The organism is Pseudoalteromonas sp. 20-MNA-CIBAN-0454 (assembly GCF_040308685.1).
In the GTDB taxonomy this organism is placed as follows: Bacteria; Pseudomonadota; Gammaproteobacteria; order Enterobacterales; family Alteromonadaceae; genus Pseudoalteromonas; species Pseudoalteromonas nigrifaciens.
Genome location: NZ_JBEOOB010000002.1, coordinates 104,342 through 120,056, shown reverse-complemented (window position 1 = coordinate 120,056; position 15,715 = coordinate 104,342). Strand labels below are relative to the sequence as shown.

10 protein-coding genes are annotated in these 15,715 nt (G+C 40.4%); 8 read left to right on the top strand and 2 right to left on the bottom strand.

Annotated features, from left to right (window positions below):
- Nucleotides 1–51 precede the first annotated feature (51 nt).
- A complete protein-coding gene (gene uvrA / locus AAEZ22_RS01555) occupies nt 52–2,874 on the bottom strand; it encodes an excinuclease ABC subunit UvrA (RefSeq protein ID WP_182677587.1) in 2,823 nt (940 codons plus the stop codon).
- A gap of 161 nt (nt 2,875–3,035) precedes the next feature.
- Here uvrA and AAEZ22_RS01550 point away from each other — a divergent pair, with 161 nt between their 5' ends.
- From AAEZ22_RS01550 to AAEZ22_RS01525, 6 genes are all read left to right on the top strand, one after another.
- A complete protein-coding gene (locus AAEZ22_RS01550; protein ID WP_058374257.1) occupies nt 3,036–4,403 on the top strand; it encodes an MFS transporter in 1,368 nt (455 codons plus the stop codon).
- A gap of 20 nt (nt 4,404–4,423) precedes the next feature.
- Nucleotides 4,424–5,158 (top strand): single-stranded DNA-binding protein, encoded by a 735-nt coding sequence (gene ssb / locus AAEZ22_RS01545; RefSeq protein WP_197181829.1) that lies wholly within the window; start codon nt 4,424–4,426, stop codon nt 5,156–5,158.
- Nucleotides 5,159–5,351: 193 nt separating this feature from the next.
- Nucleotides 5,352–8,159 (top strand): Ig-like domain-containing protein, encoded by a 2,808-nt coding sequence (locus AAEZ22_RS01540; RefSeq protein WP_352295887.1) that lies wholly within the window; start codon nt 5,352–5,354, stop codon nt 8,157–8,159.
- Entirely contained in the window at nt 8,160–10,880 is a 2,721-nt protein-coding gene (locus tag AAEZ22_RS01535; protein ID WP_352295884.1) for a TonB-dependent receptor plug domain-containing protein, read from the top strand.
- 165 nt (nt 10,881–11,045) lie between these two features.
- Complete coding sequence (locus AAEZ22_RS01530) at nt 11,046–12,206, top strand: cytochrome-c peroxidase (protein WP_352295881.1); 1,161 nt, start codon at nt 11,046–11,048, stop codon at nt 12,204–12,206.
- 186 nt (nt 12,207–12,392) lie between these two features.
- The gene (locus AAEZ22_RS01525) at nt 12,393–13,697 is read left to right on the top strand and encodes an EAL domain-containing protein (protein ID WP_352295878.1); all 1,305 of its coding nucleotides are present in this window, start codon (nt 12,393–12,395) and stop codon (nt 13,695–13,697) included.
- A 2-nt stretch (nt 13,698–13,699) separates the two neighbouring features.
- On the opposite strand, the gene AAEZ22_RS01520 is transcribed toward AAEZ22_RS01525, so the two are convergent.
- Entirely contained in the window at nt 13,700–14,608 is a 909-nt protein-coding gene (locus AAEZ22_RS01520) for a 1-aminocyclopropane-1-carboxylate deaminase/D-cysteine desulfhydrase (protein WP_011329345.1), read from the bottom strand.
- Between the two features lie 76 nt (nt 14,609–14,684).
- On the opposite strand from AAEZ22_RS01520, the gene AAEZ22_RS01515 reads away from it, so the two are divergent.
- Nucleotides 14,685–15,275, top strand: coding sequence for a hypothetical protein (locus AAEZ22_RS01515; RefSeq protein ID WP_352295875.1), 591 nt, complete (start codon nt 14,685–14,687; stop codon nt 15,273–15,275).
- Nucleotides 15,242–15,616, top strand: coding sequence for a type IV pilus biogenesis protein PilM (locus tag AAEZ22_RS01510; protein WP_352295872.1), 375 nt, complete (start codon nt 15,242–15,244; stop codon nt 15,614–15,616). The genes AAEZ22_RS01515 and AAEZ22_RS01510 overlap by 34 nt, the downstream gene beginning before the upstream one ends.
- Nucleotides 15,617–15,715 lie beyond the last annotated feature (99 nt).

The window sequence follows — 15,715 nt, the reverse complement described above, 5'->3', positions numbered from 1 at the left end:
AAAAAATGAATAGCTACCCAGCTACCCAGCTACCCAGCTAAGCTGCACTCGTTATTTAAGCAGTTCTTTTAAATAACGGCCAGTATGCGAGCGCTCACACTCGGCTACTTGCTCAGGTGTACCTGCAATGAGTATTTCACCACCGCCAGCTCCGCCTTCAGGGCCTAAATCGATAACCCAATCTGCGGTTTTAATAACATCGAGGTTATGCTCAATAACAACAATAGTATTACCGTGATCGCGCAAGCGATGAAGTACAACAAGCAGCTGTTCAATATCGGCAAAGTGTAAGCCTGTTGTTGGTTCATCAAGTATGTATAGCGTTTTACCGGTATCGCGTTTTGACAGCTCGCGGGCTAATTTAACTCGCTGTGCTTCACCGCCCGAAAGCGTTGTAGCTGCTTGGCCTAAACGAATGTACGATAAACCTACGTCCATCAGGGTTTTAAGTTTGCGTGCAATGGCCGGTATTTTATCAAAGTAGTCGTGGGCATCTTCCACTGTCATGTCGAGTACTTGATGAATATTTTTACCCTTATACAGTACTTCAAGGGTTTCGCGATTATATCGTTTACCCTTACACACGTCGCACGGCACGTACACATCAGGTAAAAAGTGCATTTCTACCTTAATTACGCCATCGCCTTGGCAAGCTTCACAGCGTCCGCCTTTAACGTTAAAGCTAAAGCGACCTACTTTATAACCACGAGAGCGCGACTCTTGCGTACCGGCAAATAATTCACGAATACCAGTAAAAATACCAGTATAAGTAGCCGGGTTAGAGCGTGGTGTGCGGCCAATGGGGCTCTGATCAATGTCGATCACTTTATCAAAATGCTCAAGCCCTGAAATTGATTTATACGCAGCAGCTTCGGCAGTTGTTGCGCCATTTAATTCAGTATGCGCAAGCTTAAATAAGGTGTCGTTTATGAGCGTAGACTTGCCCGAGCCAGACACACCTGTTACACAGGTCATTAAGCCAAATGGAATTTTTAAATCAACATTTTTTAAGTTGTTACCAGTAGCGCCAAATAACTCCAGCCATTTATCGTTAGTGGGGTGGCGTAATTTAGGTATTTCTATTCTACGTACACCGGATAAAAACTGCCCAGTAACCGACTCTTTACAGGCTAAAATATCGTCGCGAGTACCTTGGGCAATTATATGCCCGCCATGCACACCAGCACCTGGGCCAATATCAATAATGTGATCGGCTGCGCGAATGGCATCTTCGTCGTGCTCAACCACAATGACCGTGTTACCTAAATCGCGTAAATGCACCAATGTTTTTAATAATCGGTCGTTATCGCGCTGATGCAAACCAATTGATGGCTCATCCAGTACATACATAACACCCACTAGGCCTGCGCCAATTTGGCTTGCAAGGCGAATACGTTGTGCTTCACCGCCCGAAAGCGTATCGGCACTTCTATCGAGTGAGAGGTAGTTTAAACCCACGTTAATTAAAAACGATAAACGGTCGCGAATTTCTTTTAATATTTTTTCAGCTATTTGGCCTCTTTGTCCGGTTAGTTTTAACCCTTCAAAAAAGTCCATTGCTTCACCAATACTCATATGAGTAATAGTGGGTAAGTTAGTTTGGCCAATGAATACATGGCGTGACTCTTGGCGTAAACGCGAGCCATGACAGCTAGGGCAAGCCTGGCTGGTTTGATACTTTGCTAGTTCTTCACGTACCGAGTTTGATTCAGTTTCACGGTAGCGACGGTACATATTATTAAGTACCCCTTCAAACTCGTGATTACGGGTAATCAAATCGCCGCGGTCGTTACGGTAGCTAAAGGCTATTTTAGTAGTGTCTGAGCCTTCTAAAATGATTTTTTGCGAGGTTTTATCTAAATCCTGATATGGCACATCTAAATCAAAATTATAATGCTGCGCAACGGCTTGTAGCATTTGGTAATAATAAAAACTACGTTTATCCCAGCCTTTAATTGCGCCACCGGCCAAGCTTAGTTCAGGGTTTTGTACTACGCGGTTTGGATCAAAATATTGGCGTACGCCTAGGCCGTCACAGCTTTGGCATGCTCCGGCTGGATTGTTAAACGAAAACAATCTTGGCTCTAACTCGGTCATGGCATAGCCACAAGTAGGGCAGGCAAAATTAGCCGAAAACAGCATTTCTTCTGCGCTGCTGTCATCCATATAAGCTATGTTAGCCACGCCACCCGACATTTCTAATGCAGCTTCAAATGACTCAGCTAAACGCTGTTGTTGGCCATCTTTTACTTTAAAGCGGTCTACAACTACTTCTATAGTATGTTTTTTATGTAGATCAAGTGGCGGTGGATCCGATAGGTCACATACTTCGCCATCAATACGGGCACGAATGTAGCCTTGGCTCGCCAATTGCTCAAGGAGCTTAACATGCTCACCTTTACGCTCTTTTATTACCGGTGCAAGCAACATGAGTTTACTGCCCTCAGGCAGAGCTAAAACAGTATCAACCATTTGGCTAATAGTTTGTGCGGCTAACGGTAAGTCGTGAGTTGGGCAACGCGGTTCGCCCACGCGGGCAAACATTAAACGTAAATAGTCATAAATTTCGGTAATTGTACCCACAGTCGATCGCGGGTTGTGCGATGTTGACTTTTGCTCAATAGAAATAGCCGGAGAAAGACCTTCAATATGATCTACATCGGGTTTTTCCATCAGTGACAAAAACTGCCTTGCATACGCAGAAAGTGATTCAACATAACGACGCTGCCCCTCTGCATACAAAGTATCAAATGCAAGCGAAGACTTACCCGAACCAGATAGGCCAGTAATAACAATTAGCTTATCACGTGGGATGGTTAGGCTGATGTCTTTTAAATTGTGCGTGCGGGCGCCTCGGACTTCAATGTTTTCCATGCTATCTCGTCTATTACCAAAATTATTTGTCCAGTATCGCATAATACGTAACATTATTAATCTATGATCAATGAAAAATCCTTACTTATGACGATTAATTATTAGTAAGCTTATGGTAGAATCTCAGCCTAAATTTTCCACACAGTAAGATCACGCAAATAATGACCGCATCTTCACTTAATTCACGAGAAAAACGCGCTGCTATATCGCTAGCTAGTGTGTTTGCATTTAGAATGCTCGGCTTATTTATGCTGATGCCTGTATTAGCTATTTATGGCCAATCATTGGAGGGCTTTTCGCCTATCTGGATAGGCTTTGCTATTGGCGCATATGGTTTAACCCAAGCGGTATTGCAAATACCTATGGGTCGATTGTCTGATAAAATTGGCCGTAAAAAGGTTATTGTTGGCGGCTTACTAATGTTTGCGCTGGGCTCGGTAATAGCGGCATTAGCCGATTCAATTCAAATGGTTACAGTTGGACGTGCGTTACAAGGTATGGGCGCTATAGCCAGTGCATTACTGGCGTTTGCTTCCGATTTAAGCCGCGATGAACAACGCCCCAAAGTAATGGCTGTTATTGGTATGAGCATAGGCATGAGCTTTGCGTTTGCTATGTTACTTGGGCCAATCGTCGCTGCCTCGTGGGGTATTTCGGGGGTATTTTGGTTAACCGCAATATTAGCTATGGTCGGCATATTTATAGTGACTATGCTAGTACCTAATGCGGTTAATAAAGCTCCTAAAGGCGATACGCTCGCCAGCTTTAGCGATATTAAAAAATTGATTAAACACCCGCAGCTAGCGCGCTTAAATGCGGGCGTATTACTATTACATTTAACCCTCACTACTATTTTTGTAGTGTTACCGAGTCAGCTTATTAAAGATGGCTTAGTGGCCGATAATCACTGGCATTTATATATCCCAGTATTATTTTTAGCTTTTTTATTAATGGTGCCTATTATGATAATCGCCATTAAAAAAGAGAAAGAAAAGCAGGCATTTATTGGCTCCGTTATACTGTTAATGTTGAGCATGCTGGCTATGTCGGTATGGGTTAACAGTATTGTAGGTATTGCTGTTTGTATGCTGTTGTATTTTGTTGCATTTAACTTTTTAGAAGCCACCATGCCAGCGCTAGTATCGCGTATTGCACCAGCAAGCCAAAAAGGTTCTGCCATGGGTGGGTATTCTACTAGCCAGTTTTTAGGTGCCTTTTTAGGCGGTATGCTTGGCGGTTATGTAGCACAAACCACAACAACGCAAGCGGTGTTTGCGGCAGCGGCACTTGTTGGGTTAATATGGCTTATTATTGCGTGGAAAATGCAAGTCCCACCCAAAAGTAAAGTTATTAGCTTAATGACCAAATTAGACTCAGAAGAGCAGGCACAGTCGCTTGCTTCTCTGTTAGTTGCTTTACCTGGCGTAATAGAAGCAACTGTAGTGCGCGACGAAAGCCGCAGCTACTTAAAGATTAATGATAAAGAATTTGACCTAGACCAAGCACGTAAAGTAGCTGGTTTAATCTAACGTTTATAGGAGATAGTTCCATGGCACGCGGTGTGAACAAAGTAATTTTGGTTGGTAATTTAGGACAAGATCCTGAAGTACGTTATATGCCTAATGGCAACGGTGTAGCAAATATCACCTTAGCAACTTCAGATAGCTACAAAGACAAAAACACTGGCCAAATGGTTGATAAAACTGAGTGGCACCGTGTGGTATTTTTTGGCAAGTTAGCAGAAATTGTTGGTGAATATTGCCGTAAAGGTTCACAAATTTATGTTGAAGGTAAACTTCAAACACGTAAATGGACTGACCCACAAGGCCAAGAAAAATACACGACTGAAATTGTAGTTGACGGTTTTACCGGCCAAATGCAAATGTTAGGGAGCCGTGGTGGCGACCAGCAAGGTGGGCAACAAAGTGGTGGTTACCAAGGTAATCAATCACAAGGCGGACAGCAAAGTGGTGGTTATCAAAATAACCAATCACAAGGCGGCCAACAAAGTGGTGGTTACCAAAGCAACCAGGGGCAAAATAACCAACAGCAAGGCGGTTATACTCCACAACAGCAGTCTGCACCAGCAGCACAGCCACAGTCGGCTCCTACACCACAACAAAATAACCAATATCAGCAGCCACAAGGTGGTTTTGCACCACAGCAAAGCAGTGCACCACAACAGCAAGGTGGCTTTGCTCCTAAACCGCAAAATGCTCCACAAGGCGGCGCGTCTAACCCAATGGAACCAACCATTGATTTTGACGACGACATACCTTTTTGACGAATACATAAATAGAATATAGAGTGTCAATTTAGGCATTTAATATTATCTAAACCCAGCGTAACTGCTGGGTTTTTTGTTTTTAAAATGAGGTTTTAAATAGAGTTCAGGGTAGATTAATATTATTAAAGCGATTGATATTGATAATAGTTTGCATTAACATGCGTCTTCGGTTTTTATCTGAGAAATAGGCATGTCTCTTAAACGTTTAGCTTTAGTAATAATCTTTGCAGCATTAGCGCTCACTGGTTGCGGCTCTGGTAGTGGAGCTAACTCAGCGCCTATTTTTTCACAAGCCAATTATCAAATCCAACTAAACGAAGACAGTGTTGCAAGCTTAATAGTTGCCGCAACCGATGCAGAAAACGACCTTCTGACATTTTATTTAGCAAATGCTGCGGCTAACGGCGCAGTTGCTGTTAATGCTAATAGTGGTCATATTAGCTATACCCCCAAAGCCAATTTTAATGGCGAAGATAGCTTTCAGGTTGCAGTATCTGATGGTGGAAACCTAACTACTAGTCGTGTGCTGGTAGTTGTTACAGCAATTAATGATGCACCAGTTATTCATACCGATAAAGTGATTGTGAGCGGTGGTGAAATTAAGCGCGGCAAAGTTAATGTATCCGATGTAGATAACGACCCCCTCAGCTATAGTATTTCACGCCCAGCAGAGCATGGCACTTTGCTTATTAATGCTAGCAATGGCGAAATTAGTTACCAAACTACACGCCTAGAAAATCAAGAGGATAGTTTTGAGCTAACGGTTGCAGATGGCAATGGCGCTGTGGTGAGTAAAAGCTTAATTATAACCACTAATTTGTCGACTAATGCTGATCGCGCTTATTACTACTATGCCAGTGATGAATCGCATTTAAAGCAGGCGGAGTTACTTGCAAGCGAGTTACAAAATGATATTAATCTAAGCGCAATAAATGCATCGCTTGCAGTAGGTTATGCACAAGCTGGATTAAATAGTGAAGTTACACGTTTAACCTCGGTTGATAAAATAGCGCGTAATAATATACGCGCTATTGCCTTGTTAGAGGTAGCTACCTTATATAGTAAGCAAGGCAATAACGAGCAGGGTAATGAACTGCGTTTAACAGCAAAAAACCTTTATGCAGAGTACGTTGCAGCCAAAGGAATTAGTGCCTTTAATAGTGAGGATCAGCGTTTTTATAATGATTTAGCTTTGTCTTACTTACAGGCGGGTGAGTCTGAATTGGCAAGTGTTAGTTTTAATGTTCTCGATATTTTATTTAGCTCAGTGCTTGGAGAGGAGCAAACAACGCAAGCCTTGTTACTTTTTTTTGGTTATCGCGACCGAGTAGAAGATGTGGTTAATAATTGGCGTCAATCTCGAAACCAAGCCGACTACGATTATGCACTTAGTATGGCCGATAGGTTGTATCGTTATGCCAATATGATTGGCTACAGTTATGTAAAAAATAATAAAAATGGCAATCAAGGAAAACCCTATTTTAGCTCACGCCAAGCAGCGCTGAGTAATGTTATGGCAAACTACCTGGCGTTAAATGCAACACAAAAAGCCAAGTCAGTACTGGCCGATATATTTGCTTTATATGGGGTTGTTAATATAGACGCAGATTATCCGCGTACAGCTAATCAATATGCAAACGTAACCAGCATGGAATACCCGTATGGCTTAATTAACACCGCAGCATACTTTGTGCAGCTTTATCCGGCACTTGATGTTGAAAGCAAGTTTTTAAGCGCCTTTGAAAAAGACAGTAGTCATTACCAGTTAGCTAAAAATAAGGCAGCAGATGCACAATTGCTAGCACATGTACGTAATTCGGCCGATATAGATAGTAGCTTGCAATTAATTTTAGCAACACGTGATGCTAATAATTTACGCCCACTGTTTACTCAGCTAGTCGCATTTAATGCGAGTAAACTAGGTGCCTCGGGAATTTATATTGAGTTAGGGAATTATGACGCGGCAGCTAAGTTTATTGCCACAGGCATTGAGTTACTTAGCTCTGAAGCATATTTAGCACAGAATATTAAAAACCACGTATTTGTTACTGGTGCTACAGGGTGTCAGCTTGCGTTAGAGCAACTACTCACCATTATAAATATTACACATGACGAAAAGTACCAAACTCAAGCGGCCAACACACTACAAACATGCCGCGAAATAGCATTAACAAAATACAGCCAAGTAGATGGTATTAACGTATTTAAAGAGGATGTTGTTGATGCCAATATCGATCTTATTCCTTATCACCAAGCTTTAAGTCAAACCGCCAAAGCCGCGCCATTAGTTAATAAAGTGCAGCAGTATATTGCAACTTACACTGAGCAAGCGCTAATACAAAAAATTACGGATATTGGTAAGTTGGGTAGTGCGCTTGGCTTAAATGGTCAGTTTGCTTTAGCAAACCAGTATTATGCGCAATATATACAGCTGGTAATACAGGGTGAAGAAAAGGTCGCTCTCGCTGAGCGTTTTGCTCTTAGTGAGAAATTTTTTGATGGCTCTAGCAAATCAAAAATTAACTTTAAGCAGTACTTAAATCAGCTGTTGTATGTAGCGGGCACAAAAGCAGAATATGCCTCATTAATTACTGCAGCTAAAAGTATGTGGGCAGAGCTTATTGATTGGAATTTGGCGCGCTTAGAAAATGCTTCATTGCAGTTACAAGTGCGTTATTTGCCTGTATTTGCAGATCAATACGCCCAGCTTACTATGTTTAAAAGTGCTTATAAATTAACAGAAAAAGAAGTTTTAGGTGTAGTAGAAAAAGACGCTATAGCAACAAATGTTATAGGCCGTTTGAGCCGTTTTGACGCCTTTATAGGCTCAGAGGTTGCCAGTGTTGACACTGATAACGATGGCAAGGCGAACTTTTTTACCGCCCACGCAAGCGCACAAATGATTGCTAATTCAGGGATAGAATTAGACTTAGATAGCGACAACGACGGTGTCAACGATGACAGTGATGCGTTTCCATTAAATCCGAATCGATATTAAATGCAATATTTAACATTTATAGCGCTAGCTTGTACTTCGCTCACGCATGTTGCAGCTGCAGCGCAAAGCACAGTGCTAGATGAAGCAAGTGCAGCAGAGAAAACACCGGCTAAAGTAATTGCTACAAGTCACTATCAACAATGTAAAAAAAATACTGATACTTGCAGCGAAAATATCGAAATTATAGAGGTAACAGGGCAGCGACCAAACCCTATTTCGGTAAGTAGCCAAGGGGTGTATACCCTTGACAGAAAAATGCTGCGAGACTATCGCTTTGGTAATGGTAACTTAAACGATGTTTTAGGGGTTTTACCTGGTGTGCAGTATGGTGAAACTGCTTATGCTGCGGATCAGGTTAGTAATATTAAGCCATCGGAAGTGTCGCTTGCAGGTGCACAAGGTAATGCTACAGGGTATTTAATTGATGGATTATCTAATAACTCAAACCTTAATAATGACAGCGCCAATTTTGACAAAAACTTAGCGCAAGATGTAAGTGGTCACACTCAAGCTGTTTTTTTAAATTTAGATTTAATTGACCATTTAGAAGTATACGACAGTAACATACCGGCAAAATACGGTAATTTTACTGGTGGACTAGTTAAAGCCGAAACCCGAAAAGCGGGCGATAAACTGCAATTTGGCATTAGTTATCGGCAAACGAGTGACGATTGGGTTGAGTATCATAAGCTTTATGCCCCCGACTTTAGTGGCGATAACGAACTTAACAGTGCTATTTTTAATAAGCGTGATTTAAGTACCTACATTGCTACCCCACTAACCGATAAGCTGGGGTTTATTGGCCAATTTCAATATACGCAATCACAAGAGAGCCTACAGCAATTAGGGCAAACACGACTACAGCAGCAAACTAATTATAACGGTTTAGTAAAACTAGATTATGCAGCAACCGCTAACGATGACTTTTCATTTAGCTTTTTATTTGCTCCTTATAAAGGTGATTACTTTGATGTAAATGCTAAAAACAGTGATTACAACATTGAAGGGGGAGGCAATAACGCATCACTTACTTGGCAAGCAGATAGGAGTTGGGCTTATATTAAAACCCAGCTTGGTTATAGCGACAGCCGTAACAGTAAAAACACCAGTTCGATACGTTATGCTTGGCTAAATATACCGGGTACAGATTGGGGTAATATTGATGGCTCTATTACCAGTTTAGAAGGCGGCTTTGGCGATATAGAAAAGCGACAACAAACGGTCAGTTTAAAACAAGATTTCGAGCTTGCCAGTAAGACATGGCTGGGCGCTTATAGTAATTTATCGTTTGGTTATGAGTTAGCTCAGCAAAACTCAGTATTTGACCGCCTAGAAGATGCAATTGTATATAATGGCGCTATTGTGTCGCCGCAAATAGATTGTGCAGGTTATACACTTGACTGTATTGAAACGCGTTTATATCAATCAGTGGCAGATATAGAAGCAAAACTTGGACACGCACTTGATTTATCAAATCCCGATGACTTTTTAATTTATCAAAATAACTTCGCTACAACAGGGCAGTATTTTCAATATCGCCAAATTACACCTAAATCAACAGCTAGTGTAAAGCTTAATCAATTGTCGGCTTATGTAGAAAATGAATTTGAATGGCAAAATTACAGTTTAAATTTAGGAGTGCGTTACGATTATAACGATTTTCTTAAAAACCATAATTTTGCCCCACGACTACGTGGCAGCGTATCGGTATTTAATGATCAAGGTAAAATAGTGCTCGGTGCTAATCGGTATTATGCAGACGACTCAATTAGTTATAAGCTAAACCAAGCCATGCAGCCTAGCTATACCGAAGTGCGGGCTATTTATCAGCAACAGCCACAGCAATGGCAAGCGCAGTTAAGCAACCGCGGCTATCGTTATGTTTACTCTGATTTAAAAACGCCGTTTAGTGATGAGCTATCGGCTGCTTATCGTCATCAATTACTAGGCGGAACGCTGGAGTTAAAATGGCTGTATCGAGAGCAGCAAGATGCGGTTAACCGTGTAAAAGGCACTAACGATGTAGGCGAAGCCACTTTATTTGGTGCTAACTCGGGCAGTAGCCGGTATCAGCGCTATACCTTGTCTTGGATGGCAACTTACAATAATCAACATGTTGAATTTAATGTATCGCATGCAACTAATACCACCAGTCGCGAGCAATTTGATGGTGAACCGCGCTCTTTTAATGGCGATGGGGACGCTTTTTTAGATTTTTCGTATGATGATAATGAGTTGGTTTTTTTACGTTCTGATCATCACGATATTGCCGGAAGTACTAATAAAGCTAATTATTATTTAGTAACTCGACATGATATGGAGTTAGAAAAACAAGACTTTAACCGCCCTGTTATTGCCAATTTAAGTTGGGGTGGGCAGTGGGATAATTGGACGCTATCGGCCTACGCACGTTACAACGGTGGGCAAGATGCCATTTACGCCACGAGCAAAACGCAATCAATTAAAGAAGCCAGTAATATTTGTGATGGATGTGCGCCAAATCGCCGTGAGTACCCTGTGTACCGTATTGAAAAACGCCCTGCATTTTGGCTGTTAAATACCAGTGTTAAATACACTGTGGCGGTAGCTAATAACTACCAAATAACTTTGAGCTTTGAGGCGGAAAACATCTTAAATAAACGTACCTATCAAATTAGCCCGTATAATACAGGCATTGAGTTAGGACGTCGGTTTTGGCTAGGGGCCAATATTAATTACTAACAGATTGAACTGTAAGGTTTTTTTATTTCTCTAGTCAGGTGCAATTAACGGTGAAAGTAGCTACTAGAGATAGACTTATTATCCAGAGATCTGGTTATTTACTGTTATAGCTGTGGTTTAGCCCCGTAACTTGACACACATTTACTTAAAACACGATAAAAACTTATGCGCTTATTATTTATTAATATCTTATTTTTTGTTGCTACTTGGTTTAACTTAGCCAATGCAGATTCAATCGATTTTACTCAGTTACGTGAGCAATATTTAAAGCCGCAAGAACAGTGGCCTAAGCCCAATTTAGATGCAGATATTACCCATGCTGAAATTACACTTTTACCAGAGGTAACATTTCCTAAAAACAATCCATTTAGTGCCGCAAAAATGCGTTTAGGCGAGCAGTTGTTTAACGACCCTAAACTATCTCGCTCTGGGCAAGTGGCTTGTGCGAGTTGTCACGATCGAGATTTAGGTTGGGCTGATGGCCGCAAACTTTCTTTTGGACACGATAGGTTAAATGGCAAGCGTAACGCACCAAGTATAGAAAATGCAGCATTTTGGCAGTCTTTATTTTGGGATGGACGCGCGCAAACTTTAGAGCAGCAGTCGTTAATGCCCGTTGAAGATCCCGTTGAAATGAACTTTACTATTGCAGAGCTAGAAGCGCGGATCAATCAAGATCAAGCTTATCAAAAAAAGTTTAGCCAGGTATTTGGGCAAAGCGAAATAACCGCTACACGCATTGCCCAAGCTCTTGCTACCTACCAACGCACTATAGTGTCGCGCAATTCGGCCTTTGATTACTTTGTAAAGGCTGGTGAAACTCAAGATAAAAAATTAAAGCAACAGCTACAACAAAAACTCAGTGATCAAGCGTTGTGGGGGCTGCACTTATTTAGAACTAAAGCACGGTGTATTAATTGCCATTCTGGAGCGCTTTTTTCAGACAATAAATTTCATAATTTGGGGTTAACTTACTATAAACGAAAGCGTGAAGATCTTGGTCGTTATAGTGTGACCAAAAACCCTGACGATATAGGCAAATTTAAAACTCCCAGCTTAAGAAATGTGATGAATAGTAAGCCGTGGATGCATAATGGTGTGTTTCCTTCTATTGCGGGTGTTTTAAATATTTATAATGCTGGTGGCTTTGTTTTTAATAAAGATCCTAACGATCCTTTGTCACCACAAACATCTAAAATACTGCAGCCTTTATCGTTAACGAGCAAAGAAAAAAAAGCTCTTGAGGCATTTTTACACTCTATTACTAGCGCTCCGGCTGCGGGTCCGCACAAAACGTTTATAGTACAAGAGCTAAATGAGGTATAACGTTTTAAGTTATTTAGAGAAGTTTATAAACATTATTTCTTAGCTATAAATGCAATACTAAACTTTTACTATTACCTTGTGCTTCTTGGGATCTTAGACAACACTTTAGCTAGTAATTTAACTAGCGAGTGCGTTATGCAAAAGGGTAAGCTTAAGTTTATTAACCGCTTTAAGGCTCATCTTGTTGTGTTGCTAAATTTAATTATATTAGCGGCAACTCGCTGGGTTGCTCATTTAGCAACCCGAGTAGCGTCATTGAAATCAAAGTTTAATGTAAAGCATAAAATAGAGGCAGAAACAGCGCCTACTAATACTTTAGATAATGATCGCCCTTTGAGTGAGAGTACGGCTGCAGCTTATAATATATTTGCCCTGATCGAGTGTCATTGTCATTTTGATCCCAGTACTGATCTAGAAGCTAGTTTTAAAATTCTACTTGCAAAAAACTTACCTGCGTTAAACTATATTTCAGTTAAATTATTAAGTGCGGGTAACTTAGCGGTAACCATAAAGCATATTCCAATCATTAAGTTAGAGCTGTACATTGAGCGCTTAAATTTTTGTGCACTAACAATATGTAAAAAGCATCAAAAACACTTAACGGCAAAAAATGTAAAAATAGGCCTGTGTAATTACAGAGCAAGTGCTAATCAAACACTGGTTTATCAACAAGCAAAGTCTGCGTTAACTTTATCGCAGCAAAGCCCATTACAGCATTGTCATCGCTTGGGAATAAGCCATAGCCGAGTAAATATATTTTCGAATAACCAAATAATAAAAAGCATTAAAAAAAATAAATTTGTAATTTATTTTCAGCCTTTATTTGAACTCGATAGTGGGCGTATTTTGCAACATGAAGTGTTGATTAGAGTACGCGGTGGCGCTAATGAGTTGCTGCTAGCTAATGCTGGCATTAATCAGCTAGATAATGATCAAGACGCATTTTTATTTGATCAAGCAATTATCATCAAAGTTAAAAAGCTATTACTAGCAGATACTTCAGCCGCAATTATTAGCATTAGCTTACATCCTAAAAATTGGTTTAACAAAGCGTTTTGGCAATGGCTAATAACGCAAGTAAGCGATTTTAAAATAGAGCATAAACTACAATTTGAAATAAATGCAGCAGACTTTTTTAAATATCAAATACGTTTACAAGGCGTATTAAAAATAATAACTAAGCTAAATTATCAGATTATTATTGATGGTATTAAAAGTAGCGACCATATTATTCAACTGGTTAATTATCCACAAGTTTTAGGAGTTAAATTAGCCTACGATTTAGTGCACTCAATAGAGGCAAGCACGCATCAACAAAGTTGTGTAAAAAACATTGTAAATGCTTGCCAGTTATTAAATATAGCGGTATTTGCTAGTGACGTAGAAACCAAACAAGAGCTACAAATGCTTACTATTTTAGGGGTAGATGCCGCGCAGGGGTTTTATTTTACGCAGTTGTTGCCTGATTTTACACAAACCGTATTTCATTAATTTTAAATAAGTCCTCTGTATTTTAAACCATCTAATCCTTGTAACCCACCCGTATGAACCGCAATAATTTTACTGCCTGGCGCAAAGTAGTCCTGCGCAATTAATTGCCACAAAGCATGCATCATTTTACCAGTATAAATAGGCTCTAATGGCAGTTGGTGCTCAGTTTTCATGTATTGGCAAAACTGCCAAAGTTCGGCAGAAAACTTACCATAACCACCACCATGAAAATCACATAATAATTGCCAATTAGTTTGTGAAGCGGCTTTAGGGCTAAGCGCTTTAATTTCATCGCGTAAATAGTCAGCTTGTTTTAGTACCGCAATTCCCAGTACCGTTGTATTAACTGAACTGCCTTCAATAAGCCCCGCTAAGGTGCCACCGCTTCCTGTGGGGCAAACTAAGTAGTCGTGCTTAGGTAAGCTCAGGGCAAGCTCTTTACAACCCTCAAGCGCCAGTTTATTTGTCCCACCTTCAGGTAAAATATAGGCATTAGGGAAACGCGATTGCAACTGCGTTAAATAATCGCTTTGGCTACGTTGTTTGTACTCTATACGTGTGATTGGGTGTAGCTGCATACCACATTGCTGTGCGAACAAAAGTGTAGGATTGTTAGGGTCTAGTTCTGGGCCGCGAATAATCCCGTGCGTTTTTATATTAAAAAACTTGCCAGCCGCCGCACACGCATGAATATGATTAGAAAAAGCACCACCAAAAGTGAGTAATTCAGTTTTTTTAAGCGCCTGCATCTGGGCTAAATTGTATTTAAGCTTTCGCCATTTATTTCCACTTATGAGGGGGTGGAGTAGATCATCGCGCTTAACGCCTAAAAATATATTTTTGCGCTTTAATAAATCACTATCTATTTGTTGTATTTGGTTGTTTTCATTTATTTTAAGTTTATTTAACATTGTTTATGATAATCACTTGGCAAAGTAATGAAAATGTACGGCAGTTAGTACATCGACTAATAATAATAGTAGCTATATGAAAAGAAAACTGTTTTCACTGTTTTCCTTGTTCAAGCGTAGTTTAGATAAAAATACAGTTGTGGGTGTAGCAACATATGCTAATACCGTTAATGCAGTCTGTTTAAAAAAACAGTATGGACACTGGAAAATACACAAATATCACAGTGTAGAGATCACTGAAAAACATGACTATACTGCTGCAATTACGCTATGTACGCAACAGGTTAGTAGTGATGTGTGCGCAGTGAACTTAGTTATTCCTCATTCTCTTTATCAAATTGTACAAATAGAAAAACCCGCACTAAGTGATGAAGAGATCATTCAATCGCTACCGTGGACAACGAAAGATCTAGTCGATATTGATCCTGAAAATATTGTTGCTGATTTTATTGATTATCCAATTACATTGCCGATGCAAAGTAAAAAAATGAACGTGTTTATTACCAGTAAGCTGCAGTTATTGCCGTTTATAGATAGTTTTAAGCAGGTAAAGCCTCTTTTACGGACTATGACATCAGAGGAAATGACTCTTGTAACTCTACTCGGCACGAGTAAAGACGCCCACATGCTCATTTGCAGCATGCCAGCTTTGAGCCACGTATTTTAATTATTCGCGATGGGCAGCTATTACTTACTCGGCGTTTAAATGGCTTACTGGGTATGTCAGATAAAGATCAAAGCCAAGAGTTGGTAGAGGCATTTGGACTTGAAATTCAGCGTTCTATGGACTTTTTTGAGAGCCAGTTGAAGCAGCCACCTATTCGCAGTATTCAGCTACAGTGTGACGATTTGACGTCACTAACACTTAGAGCAGAGTTGGCTGAGTTTTTACAAGTTAAAGTGATTGATTTTAAACCAACCCTAGACCTAGCACAGCAATTAGAAACGCAATATTACTACGCATTGGGTGCGGCTTATCAATTAACTGAGCCGGAGTCTGTGATATGAAAACCCGGATTAACTTTTATCAAAAGTCCTTACGTGTAAGGCGTGATCCAGTATTACTGCAAAATATGCTAATGCTGTGGCGCGTTAATTATTGCACTT